The organism is Cellulomonas sp. NPDC058312 (assembly GCF_042880135.1).
Taxonomy (GTDB): Bacteria; Actinomycetota; Actinomycetes; order Actinomycetales; family Cellulomonadaceae; genus Cellulomonas.
Genome location: NZ_JBHVZE010000003.1, coordinates 68,654 through 90,310 on the forward strand (window position 1 = coordinate 68,654; position 21,657 = coordinate 90,310).

Annotated in this window: 24 protein-coding genes; 15 read left to right on the top strand and 9 right to left on the bottom strand. The window is 74.9% G+C overall.

Annotation, left to right across the window (positions count from 1 at the left end; genetic code table 11):
- The first annotated feature begins 29 nt into the window (after positions 1-29).
- Positions 30-950 (top strand): metal ABC transporter substrate-binding protein, encoded by a 921-nt coding sequence (locus ACFVXN_RS09245; protein ID WP_389230740.1) that lies wholly within the window; start codon positions 30-32, stop codon positions 948-950.
- Positions 951-974: 24 nt separating this feature from the next.
- On the opposite strand, the gene ACFVXN_RS09250 is transcribed toward ACFVXN_RS09245, so the two are convergent.
- Both ACFVXN_RS09250 and ACFVXN_RS09255 read right to left on the bottom strand, forming a co-directional pair.
- Positions 975-1,244: a Rho termination factor N-terminal domain-containing protein gene (locus ACFVXN_RS09250; protein WP_389230744.1), complete on the bottom strand. Its 270-nt coding sequence runs from the start codon at positions 1,242-1,244 to the stop codon at positions 975-977.
- Between the two features lie 175 nt (positions 1,245-1,419).
- Positions 1,420-2,529, bottom strand: coding sequence for a GTP-binding protein (locus ACFVXN_RS09255; protein ID WP_389230747.1), 1,110 nt, complete (start codon positions 2,527-2,529; stop codon positions 1,420-1,422).
- A 52-nt stretch (positions 2,530-2,581) separates the two neighbouring features.
- Between ACFVXN_RS09255 and rpmB the strand changes: the two genes are divergently transcribed.
- From rpmB to ACFVXN_RS09290, 7 genes are all read left to right on the top strand, one after another.
- Positions 2,582-2,818 (top strand): 50S ribosomal protein L28, encoded by a 237-nt coding sequence (gene rpmB / locus ACFVXN_RS09260; RefSeq protein ID WP_389230750.1) that lies wholly within the window; start codon positions 2,582-2,584, stop codon positions 2,816-2,818.
- Positions 2,818-2,985: a 50S ribosomal protein L33 gene (gene rpmG, locus ACFVXN_RS09265; RefSeq protein WP_389230753.1), complete on the top strand. Its 168-nt coding sequence runs from the start codon at positions 2,818-2,820 to the stop codon at positions 2,983-2,985. The genes rpmB and rpmG overlap by 1 nt, the downstream gene beginning before the upstream one ends.
- 3 nt (positions 2,986-2,988) lie before the next feature.
- Positions 2,989-3,294, top strand: coding sequence for a 30S ribosomal protein S14 (rpsN, locus tag ACFVXN_RS09270; RefSeq protein ID WP_389230756.1), 306 nt, complete (start codon positions 2,989-2,991; stop codon positions 3,292-3,294).
- A 10-nt stretch (positions 3,295-3,304) separates the two neighbouring features.
- Complete coding sequence (locus ACFVXN_RS09275) at positions 3,305-3,568, top strand: type B 50S ribosomal protein L31 (RefSeq protein ID WP_389230759.1); 264 nt, start codon at positions 3,305-3,307, stop codon at positions 3,566-3,568.
- Positions 3,565-3,687 (top strand): type B 50S ribosomal protein L36, encoded by a 123-nt coding sequence (ykgO, locus tag ACFVXN_RS09280; RefSeq protein WP_389230762.1) that lies wholly within the window; start codon positions 3,565-3,567, stop codon positions 3,685-3,687. Before ACFVXN_RS09275 ends, ykgO begins: the two co-directional genes overlap by 4 nt.
- A complete protein-coding gene (gene rpmF / locus ACFVXN_RS09285; RefSeq protein ID WP_389230765.1) occupies positions 3,687-3,857 on the top strand; it encodes a 50S ribosomal protein L32 in 171 nt (56 codons plus the stop codon). Before ykgO ends, rpmF begins: the two co-directional genes overlap by 1 nt.
- A gap of 147 nt (positions 3,858-4,004) precedes the next feature.
- A complete protein-coding gene (locus ACFVXN_RS09290) occupies positions 4,005-4,712 on the top strand; it encodes an alpha/beta family hydrolase (RefSeq protein WP_389230768.1) in 708 nt (235 codons plus the stop codon).
- Between the two features lie 82 nt (positions 4,713-4,794).
- On the opposite strand, the gene ACFVXN_RS09295 is transcribed toward ACFVXN_RS09290, so the two are convergent.
- Together ACFVXN_RS09295 and ACFVXN_RS09300 are read right to left on the bottom strand one after the other, a co-directional pair.
- Positions 4,795-5,274, bottom strand: a complete 480-nt coding sequence (locus tag ACFVXN_RS09295; protein ID WP_389230771.1) for a heme-degrading domain-containing protein — start codon at positions 5,272-5,274, stop codon at positions 4,795-4,797.
- A 59-nt stretch (positions 5,275-5,333) separates the two neighbouring features.
- Positions 5,334-7,046, bottom strand: a complete 1,713-nt coding sequence (locus ACFVXN_RS09300) for an FAD-dependent oxidoreductase (protein ID WP_389230774.1) — start codon at positions 7,044-7,046, stop codon at positions 5,334-5,336.
- A gap of 88 nt (positions 7,047-7,134) precedes the next feature.
- Here ACFVXN_RS09300 and ACFVXN_RS09305 point away from each other — a divergent pair, with 88 nt between their 5' ends.
- Positions 7,135-7,737 carry a helix-turn-helix domain-containing protein gene (locus tag ACFVXN_RS09305; protein ID WP_389230777.1) on the top strand — a complete coding sequence of 201 codons (603 nt, stop codon included), beginning with the start codon at positions 7,135-7,137 and terminating at the stop codon, positions 7,735-7,737.
- 3 nt (positions 7,738-7,740) lie between these two features.
- Here the strand turns inward: ACFVXN_RS09305 and ACFVXN_RS09310 are convergent, their stop codons facing one another.
- Positions 7,741-8,913, bottom strand: coding sequence for an SLC13 family permease (locus ACFVXN_RS09310; RefSeq protein WP_389230780.1), 1,173 nt, complete (start codon positions 8,911-8,913; stop codon positions 7,741-7,743).
- A 63-nt stretch (positions 8,914-8,976) separates the two neighbouring features.
- The gene (locus ACFVXN_RS09315; protein ID WP_389230783.1) at positions 8,977-10,209 is read right to left on the bottom strand and encodes an AGE family epimerase/isomerase; all 1,233 of its coding nucleotides are present in this window, start codon (positions 10,207-10,209) and stop codon (positions 8,977-8,979) included.
- A gap of 401 nt (positions 10,210-10,610) precedes the next feature.
- Here ACFVXN_RS09315 and ACFVXN_RS09320 point away from each other — a divergent pair, with 401 nt between their 5' ends.
- A complete protein-coding gene (locus ACFVXN_RS09320) occupies positions 10,611-11,378 on the top strand; it encodes an HAD family hydrolase (protein WP_389230786.1) in 768 nt (255 codons plus the stop codon).
- Positions 11,375-13,888: a glycoside hydrolase family 65 protein gene (locus ACFVXN_RS09325; RefSeq protein ID WP_389230789.1), complete on the top strand. Its 2,514-nt coding sequence runs from the start codon at positions 11,375-11,377 to the stop codon at positions 13,886-13,888. Before ACFVXN_RS09320 ends, ACFVXN_RS09325 begins: the two co-directional genes overlap by 4 nt.
- An 82-nt stretch (positions 13,889-13,970) precedes the next feature.
- Here ACFVXN_RS09325 and ACFVXN_RS09330 read toward each other — a convergent pair whose 3' ends face one another.
- Complete coding sequence (locus ACFVXN_RS09330) at positions 13,971-14,477, bottom strand: hypothetical protein (RefSeq protein WP_389230792.1); 507 nt, start codon at positions 14,475-14,477, stop codon at positions 13,971-13,973.
- Positions 14,474-14,842, bottom strand: coding sequence for a hypothetical protein (locus tag ACFVXN_RS09335; protein WP_389230795.1), 369 nt, complete (start codon positions 14,840-14,842; stop codon positions 14,474-14,476). The genes ACFVXN_RS09330 and ACFVXN_RS09335 overlap by 4 nt, the downstream gene beginning before the upstream one ends.
- A 320-nt stretch (positions 14,843-15,162) precedes the next feature.
- Here ACFVXN_RS09335 and adhE point away from each other — a divergent pair, with 320 nt between their 5' ends.
- The 4 genes from adhE to ACFVXN_RS09355 all read left to right on the top strand — a co-directional run bounded on the left by adhE (position 15,163) and on the right by ACFVXN_RS09355 (position 20,308).
- Complete coding sequence (gene adhE / locus ACFVXN_RS09340; RefSeq protein WP_389230798.1) at positions 15,163-17,886, top strand: bifunctional acetaldehyde-CoA/alcohol dehydrogenase; 2,724 nt, start codon at positions 15,163-15,165, stop codon at positions 17,884-17,886.
- A 120-nt stretch (positions 17,887-18,006) separates the two neighbouring features.
- Positions 18,007-18,561, top strand: a complete 555-nt coding sequence (locus ACFVXN_RS09345; RefSeq protein ID WP_389230801.1) for a hypothetical protein — start codon at positions 18,007-18,009, stop codon at positions 18,559-18,561.
- Positions 18,562-18,694: 133 nt separating this feature from the next.
- The gene (locus ACFVXN_RS09350; protein WP_389230804.1) at positions 18,695-18,817 is read left to right on the top strand and encodes a molybdopterin oxidoreductase; all 123 of its coding nucleotides are present in this window, start codon (positions 18,695-18,697) and stop codon (positions 18,815-18,817) included.
- Between the two features lie 204 nt (positions 18,818-19,021).
- On the top strand, positions 19,022-20,308 hold the full coding sequence (locus ACFVXN_RS09355) for a pyridoxal phosphate-dependent aminotransferase (RefSeq protein WP_389230807.1): 1,287 nt from the start codon (positions 19,022-19,024) through the stop codon (positions 20,306-20,308).
- Positions 20,309-20,353: 45 nt separating this feature from the next.
- Here ACFVXN_RS09355 and ACFVXN_RS09360 read toward each other — a convergent pair whose 3' ends face one another.
- A complete protein-coding gene (locus ACFVXN_RS09360) occupies positions 20,354-21,616 on the bottom strand; it encodes a multidrug effflux MFS transporter (RefSeq protein ID WP_389230810.1) in 1,263 nt (420 codons plus the stop codon).
- Positions 21,617-21,657: the final 41 nt, after the last annotated feature.

Consider the following 21,657-nt stretch of genomic DNA (forward strand, 5'->3'; position numbering starts at 1 on the left):
GGCGTCGTCCCACCCCGGAAGGAACTCCCGTGCCCCGCACCGCCCGCATCGCCGCCGCAGCGCTGACCGCCCTCGTCGTCACCGGAGTCGCGGCCTGCTCTCCCGGCAGCAGCAGCGGCGACGACGGCACCCACGACGTCGTCGCCGCGTTCTACCCCCTGCAGTTCGTCGCCGAGCGGGTCGGCGGCGAGCACGTCGACGTCCGCTCGCTGACCCCGCCCGGTGGCGAGTCCCACGACCTCGAGCTGTCCCCGAGCGCGGTCGCGGGCCTCGGCGACGCGGACCTCGTCGTCTACCTCTCGGGGTTCCAGGCCGCGACCGACGAGGCCGTCGCGTCCACCGGGCCGGACCACGTCGTCGACGCCGCGGAGGCCGCCGCGCTCGAGGCCGGCCCCGACGGCGTGGACCCGGGCTCTGGCGGCTCCGACGCCCTCGACCCGCACTTCTGGCTGGACCCCACCCGCCTGGCCGCCGTCGCGCACCAGGTCGCGGACGCGCTCGCCGAGGTCGACCCGGAGCACGCCGCGGAGTTCGCCGCGTCCGCCGACGACCTCGCCGCCGACCTGGACGCGCTCGACGCCGAGCTCGCCGACGGTCTCGCGGCCTGCGCGGGCGCCACCCTGGTCGCCTCGCACGAGGCGTTCGGCTACCTCGCGCAGCGCTACGGCCTGCACCAGGTCGGGATCAGCGGCATCGACCCCGAGGTCGAACCGTCCCCCGCCCGGCTGCGCGACGTCGCCGCCACCGTCGAGGCCGAGGGTGTGCGGACCCTGTTCTTCGAGGTGCTCGCCAGCCCGAAGGTCACCCGGACCCTCGCCGACGAGCTCGGCGTCGCCACCGCCGTCCTCGACCCCCTCGAGGGCCTGACCGAGGACGACGACCGCGACTACCTCGCGATCATGCGCGCGAACCTCGACGCCCTCACCACCGGCCTCACCTGCACCCCCTGATCCCTGCGGGGTGAAGCGTCGGCGTCAGTGGTTCCGGAGCGCGTCGATCAGGGCGGCCTTGCGCATCGTCGACCGGCCCTCGACCCCGATCTCGGCGGCCCGGCGGCGCAGGTCCGCGACGGTCCAGTCCTCGTACGACCCGGACTCCCCGCCCGCGCGCCCGACCGCCGACCGACCGCGCGCCGCCGCCGCGTTGGCGATCCGCGCGGACTTCTCCTTGCTGTTGCCCTCGTCGCGGAGCTCCTCGTAGAGCTCCGCGTCCTTCACGCTGGGACCGGGGTCTCGCTGCGGCACGACGCCCTCCTCGTCTCGACACGCCCGTCCCCCTGAGGTTGCCCGCACCCCTCGGCCCGCGCATCCCGAACCACCGCCGGGGTGGATCCACCCGGGGCCGCCGTGGCACGAGGCTGCCGCCACGCTTCGGCGCGCCGCACCGGATGGATCCACCCCGGGAGGGGAACGGACGCGGTCAGGCCGCGCGGTCGCCGAGCCAGGGGGCCAGGGCGTCCGGGGCGCCGAGCCACGGGGCGAGGCCGCGGGCGTGCTCCTGGGGCGTGAGCAGCAGGTCCTCGAACGCCGCGAGCAGGTCGGCCCGGACGTCCTCGACCCCGGTGAGCACGAGCCGCGTGCCCGGCGTCCGCCGACCCCAGGTGCCGAGCGCGCCGACGCTGAGCTGCCCGCCCGCGCCGTCCCAGACGCAGACCGAGTCCGGGCGGCTCGGCACCCAGAAGTGCCCTCGGCTGCGGCAGGCGCCCTGGCCGAGCCTGGCGGCGTCCTCGACCAGCCGCTCGGGGTGCATCGGCCGGTCGGCGGCGAGCTCGAGAGTCCACACGCCGTTGCCGGTCGGGGCGCCGGGCACGGGGGCGACGTGCAGGGGGTCGAGCCGGCGGTCGCCCGCGCGGACGTCGTGCGCGGCGGCGAACAGCGCGTCGGCGTCGGCGGCGTAGATGCCGTCGACGCGGGCGCCGTCGGCGGCACGGACGTGGTCGAGCAGGTCGGACGCGACCGGGTGCTCCGCGGGGTCGCCCGCGACCAGCACGACGTCGGCGTGCCCGACCTGGGCCGCGAGCGCCTCGCCGACCGCGCGACCGTCGTCCTGGGTGAGCGCGAGCCCGCGCTCGTCCAGCAGGTCGTCGCCGAGCAGGTCGTCGGCGAAGGTCGCGAGGTCCAGCGCGGCCACCACCCGGGAGAGCCGCAGGCTGCGCAGCCCGCCGCCGCGCCGCGTGGCCCACCCGAGCGCGCGCGTGACCGGCAGCGACTCGGCCGACACCGGGAGCGCCAGGACCACGGCGTCCCACCGGGGGTCGCGGGCGAGGCGCTCGAGCGTCGGCACCGCGTCCTCGCGCACCGAGCAGCTGAGGCAGGCGTGCTCCAGCGGGACGAGCACGTCCTCGATGACGCCACCGGCGTCGGCGACGACGCGGCGGATCCCGCCGCCGTCGGGGCCGTCCACGATGTCGTGCCGCAGGACGACGGTCCGGGGCCGGTCCATCACGACGCCGAACGCGACGGCGTCGCGCAGCAGGGGGTCGACGGTGGCGAGCACCACCAGGGGCTTGGGGTCACGGAGCACGCGCATGGTGGCACTCTAGCGCTTGTCGGGACTGATTCTCATTACGTATAGTCGTCGCATGTCCGCTCACTGCCAGGTCCTGGGCACCTCCCCCGGATTCGGCCACTCCATCTCCCACTCCCACCGCCGGACCAAGCGCCGGTTCGACCCGAACATCCAGCACAAGCGCTACTGGGTGCCCTCGCTCGGCCGGCACGTCCGGCTGACCGTCAGCGCCCGCGGCATCAAGACGATCGACCGGCTCGGCATCGAGGTCGTCGTCGCCCGGATCCTCGCCCGCGGGGAGAAGGTCTGATGGCCCGCACCGCCGACCTGCGCCCGGTCATCAAGCTCCGCTCGACCGCCGGGACCGGATCCACCTACGTCACCCGCAAGAACCGCCGCAACGACCCCGAGCGCCTCGTGCTGAAGAAGTACGACCCTGTCGTCCGCCGGCACGTCGACTTCCGCGAGGAGCGCTGAGAGATGGCCAAGAAGAGCAAGATCGCCCGCAACGAGCAGCGCAAGGAGGTCGTCGCCCGGTACGCCGAACGCCGCCTCGAGCTCAAGGCCGCGTCCGTCGACCCGCACCGGAGCGAGGCGGAGCGCGTCGCCGCCCGCACCGCGCTGCAGGCCCTGCCCCGCGACGCCTCGCCCACCCGCGTGCGCAACCGCGACGTCGCCGACGGCCGACCCCGCGGCTACGTGGGGAAGTTCGGCCTGTCCCGCGTCCGGATGCGCGCGATGGCCCACCGCGGCGAGCTGCCCGGTGTCACGAAGTCGAGCTGGTGAGGAGCACCCCATGAAGCCCGGTATCCACCCCGAGTACCACCCCGTCGTGTTCCGTGACGCCTCCGCGGACTTCGCGTTCCTCACGCGGTCGACCGCGACGTCCGACGCGACCGTCCTCTGGACCGACGGGAACGCCTACCCCGTCGTCGACGTCGAGGTCTCCTCCGCGAGCCACCCGTTCTACACGGGCCGCTCGCGCGTCCTGGACACCGCCGGCCGCGTCGAGAAGTTCCGCCGCCGCTACGGCCAGACCACCCCCGAGGAGACCCGATGAAGGTCCGCGCGTCCCTGCGCTCGCTGAAGCAGAAGGAGGGGTCGATCGTGGTGCGCCGCCACGGGAAGACCTTCGTCATCAACAAGAAGAACCCGCGCTGGAAGGCGAGGCAGGGCTGATGGCCGTCCCGAAGCGGAAGCTCTCCCGCAGCAACACCCGGTCGCGCCGCAGCCGGTGGAAGGCGACGCCCGTCCCGCTGACCCCGGTCCGCACCCCCGACGGCCGCGTGGTCGACGCCCCCCGCCGCCTGGCCCGCGCGATCGAGCGCGGCCTCGTCGACCCCACCTGACCCATCCCACCCACCCGCTCCCGCCGCACCGCTGCCCGCGAGGGCGCAACCGACACCACGAGGGCGCAACCTGCGGGTTGCGCCCTCGTGGTGTCTCCACCGCCCTCGGCGAACGGCGCGCGCGGGTGGGTGGGTAGCGTGGCGGGGGTGACGGATGAGCTGGCCGTGCCGGACCGGGTGGTCGACGTCGAGACGCCGCAGGGGCTCGCCCGCGGGCACCTGTTCCTGCCCGCCGGCCTCGCGCCCCGCCACGACCCATCCCGCCCTGGCGCACTCGGCCCGGACGCCCGCGTCTCGGTCCCGGGCGCGCTGGTGCTCGGGCACGGCGCGGGGGGTGGCATCGGTGCCCCGGACCTCGTCGCGGTGACCGCCGCGGCGACGGAGCTGGGCCTGGCGGTCGTGCTGGTCGAGCAGCCGTACCGGGTCGCGGGGCGCCGCGTCGGGCCCCGCGGACCGGCGCTCGACTCCGCGTGGGCGGCGGTCGTGGCGCACCTGCGGGCGCACGTGCTCGACGGACCACTGGTCACCGGCGGCCGGTCGGCGGGCGCGCGGACCGCCTGCCGCACCGCGTCCGACACCGGAGCGGCGGGGGTGCTGTGCCTGGCGTTCCCGACGCGGCCGCCGGGCCGCCCGGACGCGCCGAGCCGGCTCCCCGAGCTCGACGCTGTCGACGCGCCGGTCCTGGTCGTCCAGGGCGACCGCGACCCCTACGGCACCCCGCCGCCGGCCGCCGGCCGCACGGTGGTCACGGTCCCCGGCGACCACGCCCTGCGCCGCGACCTCGCCGCGGTGACGGCCGCCGTCCTCCCCTGGCTCCGCGCCACGCTCCCCCTCCCCTCACCCCCCGGCCGCTGAGGTCGAGGGTTTCGCCGCCGGGCGGCCTCGGAAACCCTCGACCTCGCGGGAAACCCTCGACCTCGACGGCGGCGGGAGCGGGTCAGCCGGCGAGGAACGTGCGGATCGCCTCGGTGACCAGCGCGTGGTCGTCGGCCTGCGGCAGGCCGGAGACGGTGACGACGCCGACGACCCCGACGCCGTCGACGTGCACCGGGAACGCCCCGCCGTGCGCGGCGTACTGCTGGAGCGGCAGGTCGTGCACCTCGGCGAACGTCGTGCCCTTCGCCCGGGCGCGCAGCCCCTGCAGGAACGACGACGTCCCGAACCGCTCGACGACCCGGACCTTGCGCTCCACCCACGTGTCGTTGTCGGCGACGGTGCCCGGGCGCGCGGCGTGGAAGAGCTGCTGCGTGCCGCGGCGGATGTCGACCGTCACGGGCAGGTCGCGCTCGACCGCGAGGCGCACCAGCAGGGTGCCGAGCTCCCAGGCGTCGTCGTGGGTGAACGTGGCGAACCGGAGCTCGCGCTCCTGACGCTCCACCGCGGTGATCTGGGCCGTGAGGTCGAGGTCGTCGCTCATGCCTGAGCATCCTGCCACCGGCCCGGCCCAGCCGTGCCACCGGCCCGGCCCGGCCGGGCTCAGCCGTGCCGGCGGGCCCGCACGACCGTGTCCCGGATGGTGATCTCGTTCCCGTCGGGGTCGGTCGCGGTGCGGGGCCGGGCCTCCGCGACCAGCACGTCCCAGCCGGCGGGGTCGAGGGCGGCGACGACGTCCGCCGGCTCGAAGAACAGGTCGGGCAGGTCCGGGCGCCCGATCGTGGTGGCGAGGTCGCTCGCGTGGTGGGCCACGACCAGCAGCGTCCCCCCGGGCGCGACCGCCGCGGCCATCCGCCGGAAGCCCGCGGCCCGCGCCGCGGGCGGCAGGTGTAGGAAGTGCGACGTCACCAGGTCGTAGCGCTGGGCGCCCGGGTCCCAGTCGCCGAGGTCCGCGCGCACGGTGCGCACCCGGGCGGCGACCTCGGGTCCGGCCTGGGTCGCCGCGTCCGCGAGCCGGTCCAGCGCCGTCTGCGCCAGGTCCACCCCGGTGACCGTCCACCCGCGGCCGGCCAGCCAGAGGGCGTCCCCGCCCTCGCCGCACGCGATGTCGACCGCGGTACCGGGCGGCAGGTCCGCGACCTCGTCGACCAGCTGGGGGTTCGGCCGGCCGCTCCAGATCCGCGGCCGCGCGCGGTAGCGCTCCTCCCAGAACTCCCGGTCGTGCCGCTCCTCGCCCACCGGTGGGTGCCCGTGCGGACCGTGCGCCGGCGTGTGGTCGGCGCCGTGCCCGTGCCGAGCAGCGGTCGCGACCAGCTCGGCGACCTCCCGCTCCGCCCGGGCGGAGAACGGCGCGGCCTCCTCGGCCCGACGGCGCGCGACCGCGGCGGCCAGGTCCTCCGCCGCGAGCTCGCCCACCAGAGCCGCCCCCGCGGCGAGCCCGGCGGCCGCGGCGACCTGCACCTGGGCCCGCAGGTCGGTCGCGTTGCCGGCCACCCGCACCCCGGGCACCTCCGTGACCCCGTCCGCGCCGGCGACCACCCGGTGCCCGACCACGTGCCCGGCCATCTCGACGGACTCGACCGCCAGACCGAGCCAGCCCAGACCGTCCAGCCGCGCCTCGAGCCCGGTCGCGACCACGACCGCGGCGCACGGCAGCTCGACCCCCGACGCGAGCCGGACGCCCGTGACCGCGTCGTCGCGGACCAGCAGCCCGCCGACCCGCCCGTCGACGACCCGGACGTCCCGTGCCGCGAGCTGCTCCCACTCGTCGTCGGTCGGCTCGGGGGCGGTGTGCAGCAGCAGCGTCACGTCGTCGGTCCACCCGCGCCACATCAGCGCCTGGTGCACGGCGAGCGGCCCGGTGCCGAGCACGGCGACCGGCCGGTCCCGCACCTCCCAGCCGTGGCAGAACGGGCAGTGCAGCACGTCTCGGCCCCAGCGCTCGGCGACGCCCTCGACGTCGGGCCGCACGTCGACGAGGCCGGTGGCGACCAGCACCCGGCGGGCGTGCACGACGCGGCCGTCCGCGAGCGCCGCCCGGAACCCCTCGTCGGCGCGCCGGACGTCCGCGACCCGACCCTCGACGACCTCGGCGCCGTAGCCGGTGACCTCGGCGCGGCCGCGGGCGAGCAGCTCGGCGGGGGGCAGGCCGTCGAGGCCGAGGTACGCGTGCATGTGCGCCGCGGGGGCGTTGCGGGGCGCACCGTCGTGGACGACGAGCACCCGCTTGCGGGCCCGGGCGAGCGTGAGGGCGCCGCTGAGGCCCGCGGCCCCGCCGCCGATCACCAGCACGTCGTAGCGGTCCTGCGCGTCCATCGGGGCTCTCCTGTCGTCGGGGTGACACCACCTTCCGCCGTCGACCCCGGGTTGACAAACCTTGTTGCCAGACCGGCAAACTGGCCCGGTGACCGACCAGCCGGACCTCGACCCCGTGCTCGATGCCGTCGGCCCCCGGCTGCGCGACCTGCGCCAGCGCCGGGGGGCGACGCTCGCCGACCTGTCCCGCAGCACCGGCATCTCGGTGAGCACCCTGTCCCGGCTCGAGTCGGGCGGCCGCCGCCCCACGCTGGAGCTGCTGCTCCCCCTGGCCCGGGCCCACCAGGTCCCGCTGGACGAGCTGGTCGGCGCCCCGGAGACGGGCGACCCGCGCGTGCACCTGTCCTCGTTCGAGCGGCACGGCGTCACCTACGTCCCGCTGACCCGGCGCCCGGGCGGCCTCCAGGCGTACAAGCAGGTGTTCCCCGCGGGCTACCACGCGGGCCCGCCCGACCCCCGCACGCACGAGGGCTACGAGTGGATCTACGTGCTGTCCGGGCGCGTCCGGCTGCTGCTCGGGGAGCACGACGTCGTCCTCGAGGCCGGTGAGGTGGCGGAGTTCGACACCCGGGTGCCGCACTGGATCACGAACGCCGGGCCGGGTCCGGCGGAGGCGCTGAGCCTGTTCGGGCCCCAGGGCGAGCGGATGCACGTCCGCGCCCGGCCGACCCGCCGCGGCACCCCGGAGTAGCCCTCAGGCGACGGCGACGAGCGCGAGCACGGCCGCCCCGACCGCCAGAGGCGTCAGCCACAGCCCCTGCACGACGAACGCCCGCACCGGCACGTGCACCAGCGCCTGCCGGCACCGCTGCCACCACAGGACCGTCGCCAGGGACGCCCAGGGCGTGAGCAGCGGCCCGACGCCCGTCCCGATCAGCACCGCGGCGAGCCGCAGCGGGTCGCCGCCCGCGACCGGCTCCAGCACCAGGTAGGCGGGCAGGTTGTTCACCACGTTCGCGGCACCCGCGGACAGCCCGGCGACCCCCAGCAGCGCGGCCGTCGACCCGCCGGCCGGCGCGACGTCGACCAGCCAGTCCCCCAGGCCGCGCACGTGCAGGGTCTCCACCCCCACGAACAGCGCGCCGACGATCAGCAGCATCCGCCACGGCACGAGGTCGCGCGCCCGCCCCGGCAGGGCCCGTCGGCGCACCCCGAAGACCACGAGCAGCAGCACCGCGGCCGCGAGCGCCACCGCCCACACGGGCAGCCCCACGACGAACCCGACCGCCATCACCGCGGTCACGGCTCCGGTCGCGAGCAGCAGCACCCGGTCCGGCGCGACGTACCGCGGGCCCGGCTCGAACCGCCCGCGCAGGGCCGCGCGGCCCCGCACACCCAGCACCAGCACCGTCGCCAGCACCGCCGCCAGCGCGGGCGCCCACATCAGGGCGACGTACCCGACGTCCTGCTCGACGAACCGGTGGTCGGCCAGGAGGTTGGTCAGGTTGGACACCGGCAGCAGCAACGACGCGGTGTTCGCGAGGGCCACCACGGTCAGCACCAGCAGCAGCGGCGACGTCCCGGTGCGCCGGGCGAGCGCGATCGCGAGCGGGGTCAGCAGCACCGCGGTCGTGTCCAGCGACAGCAGCACCGTCGAGGCGACCGCGATCAGGACGACCAGCAGCCACAGCACCCAGCGGCGCCCGCCGGCGGCCCGGGCGGCGGCGTCGGTCGCCGCGTCGAACAGGCCCGCCGCGCCGCAGAGCTCGGCGACGACGGTCAGCGCGGCGACGAACAGCAGCACCGGCCCGACCCGCTCGGCCAGGGCCGCCGCGTCGTGGCCGGGCAGGGCCCCGGACAGCACCAGAGCGGCGCCCGCCACGACGGCGACCGCCCACCACGGGACAGCACGTCGACGCCGGGACACGGCGGCACTCTAGGACCGCCGCGTCCCCCGCGCCCGGCAGGACCGCCCGGAAGGACGCCGAGGTCAGTCCAGCAGCCCCGCCGCCAGCGCGGGCGCGAGGACGGGCGTCAGCGGCAGCCGCGGGATCAGCGTCGCCTGCACCACGTGGTAGAGGTCGGCCTTGCCCTCCCAGACGGTCCGCGACACGGTGTTGTCCGTGCCGAGCTCGTGCCACCACGAGCCGCCGTCGCGGTCGACCAGGTGCTCCTGCGCGTAGTCCCACCAGGTCGCGTACCAGTCGTCGAACCGCTGGTCGCCGGTGGCGGCGTGCAGCGTCGCGGCCGCGGCGATCCCCTCGGCGGCGACCCAGTGCATCCGCTCGCGGACGACGGGCGCGCCGGACCAGTCGACCGTGTAGACGAACCCGGGTGCGCCGTCGACGTCCCAGCCCTCGCGCACGGCGGCGTCGAACAGCGCGACCGCGTCCTCGAGCATCCAGGCGGGCGCGACGTCCCCGGCGGCGGTCAGCGCGGCCCGGGCGTGCAGGGTCAGGCGCGCCCACTCGAGCCAGTGGCCGATCGTCGCGCCGTAGGGACGGAACGGGTGCGCCGGGGTGTCGGCGTTGTACTCCAGGTCCGCGACCCAGTCGGCGTCGAAGTGCTCGGGGATCCGCCAGGCGTTGTCCTTCGCGAAGCCGTCGACCACGCGCCTCAGCACGCGGACCGCACGGTCGAGCCACACGCGCTCCCCGGTGACCCCGTGCGCCGCGAGGTACGCCTCGACCGTGTGCATGTTGGCGTTCACCCCGCGGTAGCCGTCGAGGTGCGTGAAGGTGCGGTCCCAGGACTCGACGGCCATGCCGGCCTCGTCGTCCCAGAAGCGCCGCTCGGAGACCTCGAGGGCCTCGCGGAGCAGCGCCTGCGCACCGGGCCGGCCCGCGGCCGCCGCCGACGAGGTCGCCAGCACCACGAACGCGTGCGGGTAGGCGGCCTTCTCGGCGTCGCGCGGGGTGCCGTCGGCGTTCACCTCGGCGAACCAGCCGCCGTGCTCGGCGTCCCGGAACAGCCCGTCGAGCGCGGCGAGCCCGTGGTCGACCAGGGCGGCGCTGCCCGGGCGGCCGAGCAGGTGCGCGAGCGCGTACACGTGCGTCATCCGGCAGGTGATCCACAGCTCGGCGGGACCCGGCAGCGGGCGGCCCACGTCGTCCAGCCGGAGGAACCCGCCGGTGGGCACCGCGGAGGCCCTCCCGAAGGCGAGCAGGCGGTCGGTCTCGGTCTCCAGCCAGCGGGCGTGCGCGGGCGTCGTCAGCCACGTCATGGGTGTCACCCTAGTCACACCCGACCCCCCTCCGGCACCCGTGAACGCCCTGGCGGGACGGGGTCTGCCGGGTTCGTCCGACTCGTCCAGCACCTTTGACACCGCCACGCGCACGGCGGGAGGATCGACCACGGTCCGGTCGAACGACGCGGCTCTGCCCGGCCGGTGCACACCCCCGTCCCGACGGACCTCGCGCTGCCCCGTGCTCCACCCCCGCCCTCCGCGACGTGGTGCGCGACGACGGGCGCGATCCGGCCGCCCCCGGGCGCGCCGGACTGGCGAGCCGGGCAGGAGCGACCAGACTGGGTGCGAAGGCGCTGGTCGCGGCACGGACCAGCCTGTCGTCCGCCGACCGCCTGCCCGCCCGAGCCCGACACCGACACGCACCTGGAGCAGCTCCCGTGGCACCCGCCCCCGACCGTCCCGCCGCGGTCCTCGACGGCCTCGACGCCGTCCTGTTCGACCTCGACGGCGTCCTCACGCCGACCGCCGTCGTCCACATGCACGCGTGGGCGCGCCTGTTCGCCCCGCTGCTCGACGCCCGCGGGGTCGAGCCGTACGCCGACGCCGACTACTTCGCGCACATCGACGGCAAGCCCCGGTACGACGGCGTGGCCTCGCTGCTCGCCTCCCGGGGGATCGAGCTGCCGTGGGGCGACCCCGCCGACTCCCCGGACACCGAGACCGTGTGCGGCCTCGGCAACCGGAAGAACGCCGTGTTCACCCAGGTGCTCGAGACCGAGGGCGTGACGCCCTACCCGGGGTCCGTGCGTCTGGTGGACGCGCTGATCGCCGCCGGCCGGAAGGTCGCCGTCGTGTCGAGCAGCCGCAACGCCGTCCCGGTGCTCGCGGCGGCCGGCCTGACCGACCGGTTCCCCGTGGTGGTCGACGGCCTCGTCGCCGCCGCGCGCGGGCTGCGGGGCAAGCCCGACCCCGCGACGTACCTCGACGCCGCCGCGCAGCTGGGCGTGCCCCGCGAGCGCGCGGTCGTCGTGGAGGACGCCGAGTCCGGCGTCGCCTCCGGCCGTGCCGGGGACTTCGGGCTCGTCGTCGGCGTGGACCGCGGTGCGGGCGCCGAAGTGCTGATGGAGCAGGGGGCCGACCTGGTGGTGGAGGACCTCGCCGAGCTCCTCGCCGCCCCCGACGACGCGGAGACCACCCTGCCGTGAACGCGACCTCCCTGTTCACCCCCGACCCCCTCGACCGGCACCGCTGGGGCCGCGACCCGTGGGCCCTGCGCGAGACGCAGCACGACGCGTCCGACCTGGGTCGCACGGAGACGCTGTTCGCCGTCGGCAACGGCTACCTCGGCATGCGCGGCAACGTCGAGGAGGGTCGCGACAGCCACAGTCACGGGACCTTCATCAACGGGTTCCACGAGACCTGGCCGATCCGGCACGCCGAGGAGGCGTACGGCTTCGCCCGCGTCGGGCAGACCATCGTCAACGTCCCGGACGCGAAGATCCTGCGGCTGTACGTCGACGACGAGCCGCTGCTGCTCACCGTCGCCGACCTGCACGAGTACGAGCGCAGCCTCGACTTCCGCGACGGCGTGCTCAAGCGCGACCTGGTGTGGCAGACCCCGTCCGGCAAGAAGGTCCGGGTCCGGTCGCGCCGCATGGTGTCGTTCGCGGAGCGGCACCTGGCGGTCATGACCTACGAGGTCACGATGCTCGACGCCGACGCGCCGGTCGTGGTCAGCAGCCAGATCCTCAACCGCCAGGACGGCCAGGACGAGTACCACGTGCGCTCGGCCGCGATGGGCGAGGGCTTCGACCCCCGCAAGTCGGAGACGCTGACCGACCGCGTGCTGGAGCCCCGCAGCCACTGGGGCGCCGACGGCCGGTACGTGCTGTCGTACCGGGCCGCGGACTCGGGCATGACGCTGTCCGTCGCCGCGGACCACGCGATCGAGACCGAGAACTCCTACGAGGAGCTCTCGGCCGTCGAGCCGGACCTCGCCAAGCACGTGTACCGGGTGGACGCCAAGCGCGGCCGGCCGGTGCTCATCACCAAGGTCGTCACCTACCACTCGTCGCGGGGCGTGCCGGCGCGCGAGCTCGCGGACCGCTGCCGCCGGACCCTGGACCGGGTGCAGGCGACGGGCGTCGAGCAGCAGCTCACCGAGCAGCGCGCGTGGCTCGACGACTTCTGGGCCCGCAGCGACGTCGAGGTGCACGGCCAGCCCGAGCTGCAGCAGGCCGTCCGGTGGAACCTGTTCCAGATCGCGCAGGCCACGGCCCGCGCCGAGGGCAACGGCATCGCCGCGAAGGGCCTGACCGGTTCCGGGTACAGCGGGCACTACTTCTGGGACACCGAGATCTACGTCCTGCCGTTCCTGACCTACACGTCGCCGCGGGTCGCCCGGAACGCCCTGCGGTTCCGGTACACGATGCTCGACCACGCCCGCGCGCGGGCCGCCGAGCTCAACCAGCACGGCGCCCTGTTCCCGTGGCGGACCATCAACGGCGAGGAGGCCTCGGCCTACTACGCCGCCGGCACCGCGCAGTACCACATCGACGCGGACATCGCCCACGCCGTGCGGCAGTACGTGGCGGCGACCGGGGACGACGGGTTCCTCGCCCGCGAGGCCGTCGACATCCTGGTGGAGACGGCGCGCATGTGGGCGGACCTGGGGTTCTGGCGCGGTACGAACGGCGACTCGTCGTTCCACATCCACGGCGTCACCGGGCCCGACGAGTACACGACCGTCGTGAACGACAACCTGTTCACCAACGTCATGGCCCGCGCGAACCTGCGCGGCGCCGTCGAGGCCGTCGACCGCCTCGCCCGCGAGCGCCCCGCCGACCACGCCGCGCTGCTGGCCCGGCTGCACCTCACGCAGACCGAGCTCGACGAGTGGGCGCACGCCGCCGAGCGGATGCACATCCCGTTCGACGAGCGGCTCGGCATCCACCCGCAGGACGCGCAGTTCCTCGAGAAGGAGCTGTGGGACCTGGCGAACACCGACCCGAGCAAGCGCCCGCTGCTGCTCTACTACCACCCGCTGGTGATCTACCGGTTCCAGGTGCTCAAGCAGGCCGACGTGGTGCTCGCGCTGTTCCTGCAGGGCGACCAGTTCACGCCGGAGGAGAAGCTCGCGGACTTCGACTACTACGACCCGCTGACCACCGGGGACTCCACCCTGTCGGCCGTCGTGCAGTCGATCGTCGCGTCCGAGGTCGGGTACCAGGAGCTCGCGCTGCGGTACTTCACGTCCGCGCTGTACGTGGACCTGGCGGACCTGCACCACAACACCGCGGACGGCGTGCACGTCGCGTCGGCGGGCGGCGTGTGGAGCGCGCTGGCCTGCGGGTTCGGCGGCATGCGCGACCACGAGGGCGTCGTGTCCCTCGACCCGCGGCTGCCGGAGGTCTGGGACGGGCTGACGTTCCGCCTCACCCTGCGGGGCACCCGCGTCCGGGTGGACGTGCGGCACACCGAGCTGCGGCTCACGGTCGAGGAGGGCGACTCCGCCCGGCTGGTCGTGCGCGGCGAGCCGGTGACGGTCACCGCCGGCGAGCCCGTCGTCGTGGCCCTCGCGCCCGCACCGCGACTGATCGGCACCCCGACGGTCCGGGACATCGAGGGCACCCGGCGCGCCGACGGCACGCTGATGACCGCGACCGTGCCGGACCACCCCACGGTGCTGACGCCCCCGCCGGGCGCGCACGACTGACCCCACCGGACCGACCCGTTCGGACTGCACGACCGAGGCCCGCCACCCCGTCCGGGGTCGGCGGGCCTCGTCGCGCGGGACCTCAGGTGACCTGGACCAGGTACCGCAGCGAGATCGTGCCGGGCAGGTCGGCCGGGGGCGCGTCGGGGTCGTCCGGGCGCTCGCCCGCGGTGCCGGGACTCGCGTCGGGCACGGCTCCGGCGGCCCGGACCGCGCGCCGGTGCCGGGTGGGCGCCGGCCGGTCGGCGACGAACGCGGCGAGCGCGGGCTCGACCCCCCGGCGCAGCAGCGCCACGTTGCTGTCCGGCCGCAGGTCGACCGCCAGGATCCCGTCCTCACCGAGGCCCCAGACCAGCAGGGTGCGGTCGGCGGTCTCGAGGAGCAGCCGCGCCCGGCCGTCGGGCGCGACGCCGTCCGCGCGACGCAGCATCTGCGCGAGCCCGGGCAGCAGGTCGGCGACCGGGGCGGGAAGCCGCGCGCCTGCCGTCGCGTGCCCGTCCGCCGGGACCCAGGCGACGCGCGCGTCCAGCGGCAGCACGCCGTCCAGCGCGCGGAGCAGGCCGTCGACGCCGGACACGGCCCGGGTCACAGCTCGACGTCGGCCGCCGCGGCGCGCAGCCGGTGCCGGGCGAGCGCGAGGTTGCCCCGCTCCCGGTCGAGCACGAGGTAGGAGAACAGCCCGGCGAAGCGGGGGTCGCGGCTCATCACGACGAGGTGCAGCTGGCCGGACAGGGTGATGAGGATGTCGTCCACGAGCTGCTCACCCCCGAGCTGGTCGATCGCGCGCATCTGGGCCCGGACGACCTCGGTCGCGACCGCGGCGGCGAGCTCGATGTCGAACGGCACGGCATTCACGGTGGTGAGCGTCATGCCGCTGGTGTGGTCGACGACGGCGAAGGCGACGGCGCCGTCCAGGGACATGAGGCTCTGCGCGGACTCCTGCAGGCTGGGCACGGGTTCCTCCTGGTCACGGGCGGGGACCCGAGCACCCTAGCGGCATTCCGGGACATTCCCGCAATGCGCCGGATGACCATGTTCACCAATGCCGCAAAAGCCACGGACGTGCCATTTCATCTCACAAGCGGACGATCCGGCGCGCCGGCCGTCGGGCGTCGGGCGACCGGTCGCGCGACCCCGCGGGCCCGACCGCACCCCGGGACCTACGTCCGCAGGACTCCGGTCCCAGACTTTGTGAAAAGTTTCTCGATACGGTCTTCTCGTGAGGTCGACGGAGCCCTCCACCCCACCCCATCGGAACCCTCGGGAGAGCCCCCGTGAGCACCACGAGCACCGACACCGGCACAGCCGCCGCCATCGACCAGCTGGTCGCCGGCGCCACCAAGGCGCTGGCGGAGTACGCGCACTTCACCCAGGAGGACGTCGACCGCCTGGTCAAGAAGGCCGCCGTCGCCGCCCTGGACCAGCACGGCCACCTGGCCGAGCTCGCCGTCGAGGAGACCGGTCGCGGTGTCTTCGAGGACAAGGCCGTCAAGAACATCTTCGCCTGCGAGCACGTCACCAACTCGATGGCCGCCCTCAAGACGGTCGGCGTCATCAGCCGCGACGAGATCAACGGCATCACCGAGATCGCCGAGCCCGTCGGCGTCATCTGCGCGATGACCCCGGTGACCAACCCGACGTCCACCGCGATCTTCAAGTCGCTCATCGCGCTGAAGACCCGCAACCCGATCATCTTCGCGTTCCACCCGAACGCGCAGCAGTCGTCCGTCGCCGCCGCCCGCGTCGTGCGCGACGCCGCGGTCGCCGCCGGCGCCCCCGAGCACTGCATCCAGTGGGTCGAGACCCCGTCGATGGAGGCCACCGGCCTCCTCATGAACCACCCCGGCGTCTCCACCATCCTCGCGACCGGCGGCAACGCGATGGTCCGCGCGGCCTACTCCTGCGGCAAGCCCGCCCTCGGCGTCGGCGCCGGCAACGTCCCCGCCTACATCGAGAAGTCGGCCAAGCTCAAGCGCGCGGTCAACGACGTGGTGCTGTCCAAGTCGTTCGACAACGGCATGATCTGCGCCTCCGAGCAGGCCGTCATCATCGACGACGTCATCTACGACACCGCGCTCGACGAGTTCGCGGTCCTGCACGCGTACCGCGCGTCCAAGAAGGAGAAGGCGCTCCTCGAGAAGTTCATCTTCGGCGTCGAGGCCAAGGGCAAGAACTGCGCCGACGCCAAGCTGAACCCCACCGTCGTCGGCAAGTCGCCGCAGTGGATCGCCGAGCAGGCCGGCTTCACCGTCCCCGCCGACACCTCGATCATCCTGGCCGAGGTCTCCGGCGTCGGCCCCGCCGAGCCGCTCACCCGCGAGAAGCTCTGCCCGGTCCTCGCGGTGCTGCGCGCCACGTCCACCGAGCACGGCATCCAGCTCGCCGAGCAGATGGTGGAGTTCGACGGCCTCGGCCACTCCGCCGCCATCCACACCCAGGACGACGCGCTCACCGAGGAGTACGGCAACCGCGTCAAGGCCATCCGCGTCATCGCGAACGCCCCGTCCTCGCTCGGCGGCATCGGCGACATCTACAACGCCTTCATCCCGTCCCTCACCCTCGGCTGCGGCTCCTACGGCCACAACTCGGTGTCGAACAACGTGTCGGCGATCAACCTCGTCAACATCAAGCGCGTGGGCCGGAGGAACAACAACTTGCAGTGGTTCAAGGTCCCGGCCAAGACGTACTTCGAGCCGAACGCCATCCGCTACCTGTCCGACATGGCCGACGTCGAGCGCGTCACCATCGTCACCGACGCCACGATGACCACGCTGGGCTTCGTCGACAAGATCATCGACGTGCTCGGCCGGCGCACCAACAAGGTCGCGCTGCAGATCATCGACCAGGTCGAGCCCGAGCCCTCCGTGAAGACCGTCCAGGCCGGTGCCGCGCAGATGCGCCACTTCCGTCCCGACACGATCATCGCGCTCGGCGGCGGCTCGCCGATGGACGCCGCCAAGGTCATGTGGCTGCTGTACGAGCACCCCGAGATCGTGTTCTCGGACCTCAAGCAGAAGTTCTTCGACGTCCGCAAGCGCGCCTTCAAGTTCCCGACGCTGGGCGAGCTCGCCAAGCTCGTCTGCATCCCGACCACCTCGGGCACCGGCGCCGAGGTCACGCCGTTCGCGGTCATCTCCGACCCCGACGCCGGCAAGAAGTACCCGCTGGCCGACTACGCCCTGACGCCGACCGTCGCGATCATCGACCCGGTGCTCACCGCGAAGATGCCCCGCTCGCTCGCCGCCGACTCGGGCTTCGACGCCCTGACCCACGCCACCGAGGCGTTCGTCGCGGTCTACGCGAACGACTTCACCGACGGCATGGCGCTCCAGGCGATCCGCCTGATCTTCGACAACCTGGCGCAGTCGGTGAACGGCGACCCGGCCGACCCGGCCACCAAGGACGCCCGCGAGAAGATGCACAACGCGGGCACCATCGCCGGCATGGCGTTCGGGAACGCGTTCCTGGGCATCGTGCACGCGATGGCGCACGTCATCGGCTCGACGTTCCACCTGGTCCACGGCCGGACGAACGCCACGCTGCTGCCGCACGTCATCCGGTACAACGGCAAGATCCCGACCAAGCTCACCAGCTGGCCGAAGTACGAGCACTACGTCGCGCCGGAGCGGTTCCAGCAGATCGCCCAGATGCTGGGCCTGCCGGCCGAGACCCCGGAGCAGGGCGTCGAGTCCTACGCCCTGGCCATCGAGGCGCTGCGCGCGAAGGTCGGCATCCCGTCGTCCTTCCAGGCGCAGGGCGTCGACGAGCAGGACTTCCTGTCCCGGCTCGACGAGGTCGCGATGGGCGCGTACGAGGACCAGTGCGCTCCCGCGAACCCCCGCATGCCGATGCGTGCGGACATGAAGGACATCATGACTGCGGCCTACTACGGCACCTCCGTCACCGAGGTCCGGGGCCGCCGCGAGCAGCAGGGCGCGGTCGCCGCGCCCGCCGGGGCGGGGGCCCCGGCCGAGGACGGCGCCACCAGCGCCTCCTGACCCCCTGAGGGTCGCTGCTCGCCGAGCGCCCCGCCCGCGGACCACCGCGGGCGGGGCGCTCTTCTGCGTGCTCCCAGGTGCACCTGCCACACTGACCGTCCCCGACGAGGAGGCCTGGAGATGACCACCCGCCGCACCGCCCTGCCGACCCGCACCCCGCACGCCCGGACGTCGCCGTCCCGCCGCGCCCGCGCCGCCCTGGCCGTCCCCGCGCTGCTCGCCGCCACGGCCCTCCTCGGCGCGTGTGCCGAGGTCCAGGAGGCGACGTCCCAGGCGCAGTCCGCCGTCGACTCGGCCCGCGACGCCGCCGACCGGCTGGGCGAGCTCGCCGACTCCGCCCGCGCGAGCGTCGAGAGCGCCCGCGCCACCGTCGACGACGTCTCCGCCCGCCTCGGCGAGCTGGACGCCACCGCCCGCACGGCGACCCAGGGTGCCCTCGACCAGGCGAGCACCGCGATGACCGACGCCACCGCGGCCCTCGAGCAGGCCCGCACCGAGGGCGGCGCCGCCACCCAGGAGCAGCTCGACGCCGCCCGCAGCTCGCTCGACACCGCGCGCGCGGCCCTCGACCAGGCGTCCGGGCAGGTCGACGCGACCACCGCCGAGGGGCTCGACCGCCTCGCGCAGCAGGTCCAGGAGCTGTCCGACCAGGTGCAGCAGGCCGAGCAGGGCTGACCGGGGCCGCGCACAGACCACGCAGGCGAGTCCGGCGCGGGCGAGTCGGGCGCGGGCGCCCCGCGCAGACGTCACCCGCAGGAGCGACCCCGGCAGGGTTCAAGCCGCGCGACGTGCTGCCGATCACACAAGCATGACCACGCAGCACCCGCGCACCCGCACCCGGCACCACGTGCCGTGGTGGATCGCGTGCGCGTGGGGCTCGCTGGCCCTCCTGGTCCTCGGCGGCCTCGCCGCGGCCTCCGGCGCCCTCTGACCTGCCCCCCACCGCGCGCGCCCCGCGCCCGCGCCGCACCCCACCGCGCGCCCCACCCCCGCGCGCGTCCCACACCCCCACGAGTGGTCACGACACGCGGGCCCGGGGATCCGCGCTCCCGCGTGTCGTGACCTCTCGTGGGACGGGAGGGGGCGGAGCGGGTGGGTGGGTAGGCTCCTCGGGTCTCCTGGAGAACGGACCGCGATGAGCAGCACCAGCCCCCACGCCCCCGCCCCGGCCGCGCCCGCGGGGCGGTGGCGCGACGCCGCCCGGGCCACCGGGCTGCTCGGCGCGGACGGCGTGCCGCGGCCGACGATCTTCGCCGAGATGTCCGCGCTCGCCGCGCGCACCGGGGCCGTGAACCTCGGCCAGGGCTTCCCCGACGTCGACGGCCCGGAGTCCGTCAAGCGCGTGGCCGCCGAGGCGATCGCCGCGGGCGTCAACCAGTACCCGCCGGGGCCGGGGGCGCCGGAGCTGCGCGCCGCCGTGGCCGCCCACCAGCTGCGGCACTACGGCCTCGCCGTCGACCCGGGCACGGAGGTGCTGGTCACCACCGGGGCGACGGAGGCCGTCGCCGCCGCGCTCCTGGCACTGACCGAGCCGGGCGACGAGGTGCTGACCCTGGAGCCGTTCTACGACTCGTACGCCGCGGTGATCGCGCTGGCCGGCGCGCGGCACACCACCGCGCCGCTGGTCGCGACCGCAGGCGGGTTCCGGCTGGACACCGACGCGCTGCGGGCCGCCGTCACCGACCGCACCCGCGTGATCCTGCTAAACACCCCGCACAACCCGACCGGCGCGGTGCTGACCCGCGAGGAGCTGGCGGCCGTGGCGGAGGTCGCCGAGCGGCACGACGTGCTGGTCGTCACCGACGAGGTCTACGAGCACCTCACCTACGACGGCGCCGAGCACGTGCCGTTCGCCACGCTGCCGGGCGCCGCCGGGCGCACGCTGACGATCTCGTCCGCGGGCAAGACGTTCTCGTTCACCGGCTGGAAGATCGGCTGGGTCACGGGCCCGGCGCCGCTGGTCGACGCCGTGCGCGCGGTCAAGCAGTTCCTGACCTACACCTCGGGCGCCCCCTTCCAGCCGGCCGTCGCGCACGCGCTGGACCTGGAGACCACCGACGGTCCCGACGCGGGCTACGTGCGCGGGCTGCGCGACTCGCTCGCCGCGCGGCGCGACCTGCTGAGCGCGGGACTGTCCGCGGCGGGGTTCACCGTGGTGCGGCCGCAGGGCACGTACTTCGTCGTCGCGGACGCCGCGGCGCTGCTGTCCGGGCCGCTCGCCGGGCACGGGCTGCGGGACGCCGCGGACCTCTGCCGGGCGCTGCCCGGGCTCGCGGGCGTGGTCGGCGTGCCGGTCGGGGCGTTCACGCACCCCGGCTCCGCCGCCGACGCGGCCCTGCGCACCGCGGTGCGGTTCACCTACGTCAAGCAGGAGCCGGTGCTGCGCGCGGCCGTGGACCGGCTGGCGGCGCTCACCGTCTGACCGCAGGCCCGCCCGCCCGCGCCGGTCAACGCCGGTGGGCACCGGTCAGCGCCGGGTGTGCTCCGCCTGGGTCCAGCCGCCGCGGCGGTACGCGGGGGTCGCCAGCGCCAGCACCAGCAGCGCACCGGCTGCCGCACCGGCCATCACGGTCGACATCGCCACCGCGTCCTCGCCGAGCACGCCCACCAGCGGGCTGACCACGCCCGCGACGCCGGCCTGCAGCGACCCGATGAACGCCGCGGCGGTGCCCGCGCGCTCGCCGTGCCGGGACAGGGCGATCGCCGAGGCGTTCGGCGGCGTGAAGCTGACCAGCGACATGATGAGGAACAGCGCGACCAGCAGCGCCGGCAGCCCGCCCGCGCCGGTCACCGCGAGCACCAGCAGCAGGACGGTGCACGCGAACGACACGGGCAGGGCGGTGCGGATGATCTGGATGGGCGCGAACTTCCGCACCAGGGCGGCGTTGACCTGCGCGCCCCCGACCAGCCCGATGCCGTTCACCGCGAACACCAGCGCGAACTGGTTGGCGCTCAGCCCGAACCCCTCGCGCAGCACGAACGGCGACCCGACGACGTAGCTCATCAGCACCGCCTGGCCGAGGCCGGGCAGCACCGCCAGCGCCACGAAGTGCCGGTCCCGCAGCAGCACCCGGTACCCGCGCCACGCGCCGCCGGTCGAGGCGATCCGCCGGCTCGCGGGCAGCGTCTCGGGCAGCCGGAAGAACACCACCACCCACAGCGCCGCGCCGTACAGCGCCAGGGCGACGAACACCCCGCGCCACCCGAACTCCCCCGCGATCAGCCCGCCGACGCTCGGGGCGAACAGCGGCGCGACGCCGATGACCAGCATCAGCCGGGACAGCAGCCGGGACGCGTCGGGGCCGACGAACCGGTCCCGGATCACCGCCATCGCGATCACCGACGCGGACGCGTTGAAGAACCCCTGCAGGGTGCGCAGCGCGATCAGCGGGATGATCGCCGGGGCGATCGCGCACAGCAGCGAGGTCACGACGTGCAGGGCGACGCCCACGAGCACGGGCTTGCGCCGGCCGAACCGGTCCGACAGCGGCCCGATCACGAGCTGCCCGACGGCGCCGCCGATCAGCATGGCGGTCATCGTGAGCTGCGCGGCCGCAGGACTCGTGTCGAGCTCGCGCGCGACGTCGGGCAGCGACGGCAGGTAGATGTCGGTGGTCACCGCGGGCAGCGCGGTCATCACGCCGAGCAGCAGGACGTACTTCGCGTTCGGGCGGAAGACCGGCTCGGTGGTGCTGGGGGTACCCGGGGTGGGTGGCTCGCCGGTGCTCATGTTGTCCGATGTTCCCACGCGACCCGCGCAGCCAGCGAATC

Coding starts and splice junctions, on each gene's coding strand:
- rpmG (WP_389230753.1), top strand. CDS start 2,818: ATGGCCCGCACCGCCGACCTGCGCCCGGTCATCAAGCTCCGCTCGACC.
- ACFVXN_RS09345 (WP_389230801.1), top strand. CDS start 18,007: ATGACCACCCGCCGCACCGCCCTGCCGACCCGCACCCCGCACGCCCGG.
- ACFVXN_RS09255 (WP_389230747.1), bottom strand. CDS start 2,529: ATGCGCGTGCTCCGTGACCCCAAGCCCCTGGTGGTGCTCGCCACCGTC.
- ACFVXN_RS09360 (WP_389230810.1), bottom strand. CDS start 21,616: ATGAGCACCGGCGAGCCACCCACCCCGGGTACCCCCAGCACCACCGAG.
- ACFVXN_RS09300 (WP_389230774.1), bottom strand. CDS start 7,046: ATGGACGCGCAGGACCGCTACGACGTGCTGGTGATCGGCGGCGGGGCC.
- ACFVXN_RS09315 (WP_389230783.1), bottom strand. CDS start 10,209: ATGACGTGGCTGACGACGCCCGCGCACGCCCGCTGGCTGGAGACCGAG.
- ACFVXN_RS09350 (WP_389230804.1), top strand. CDS start 18,695: ATGACCACGCAGCACCCGCGCACCCGCACCCGGCACCACGTGCCGTGG.
- rpmB (WP_389230750.1), top strand. CDS start 2,582: ATGTCCGCTCACTGCCAGGTCCTGGGCACCTCCCCCGGATTCGGCCAC.
- rpsN (WP_389230756.1), top strand. CDS start 2,989: ATGGCCAAGAAGAGCAAGATCGCCCGCAACGAGCAGCGCAAGGAGGTC.
- ykgO (WP_389230762.1), top strand. CDS start 3,565: ATGAAGGTCCGCGCGTCCCTGCGCTCGCTGAAGCAGAAGGAGGGGTCG.
- rpmF (WP_389230765.1), top strand. CDS start 3,687: ATGGCCGTCCCGAAGCGGAAGCTCTCCCGCAGCAACACCCGGTCGCGC.
- ACFVXN_RS09295 (WP_389230771.1), bottom strand. CDS start 5,274: ATGAGCGACGACCTCGACCTCACGGCCCAGATCACCGCGGTGGAGCGT.
- ACFVXN_RS09275 (WP_389230759.1), top strand. CDS start 3,305: ATGAAGCCCGGTATCCACCCCGAGTACCACCCCGTCGTGTTCCGTGAC.
- ACFVXN_RS09355 (WP_389230807.1), top strand. CDS start 19,022: ATGAGCAGCACCAGCCCCCACGCCCCCGCCCCGGCCGCGCCCGCGGGG.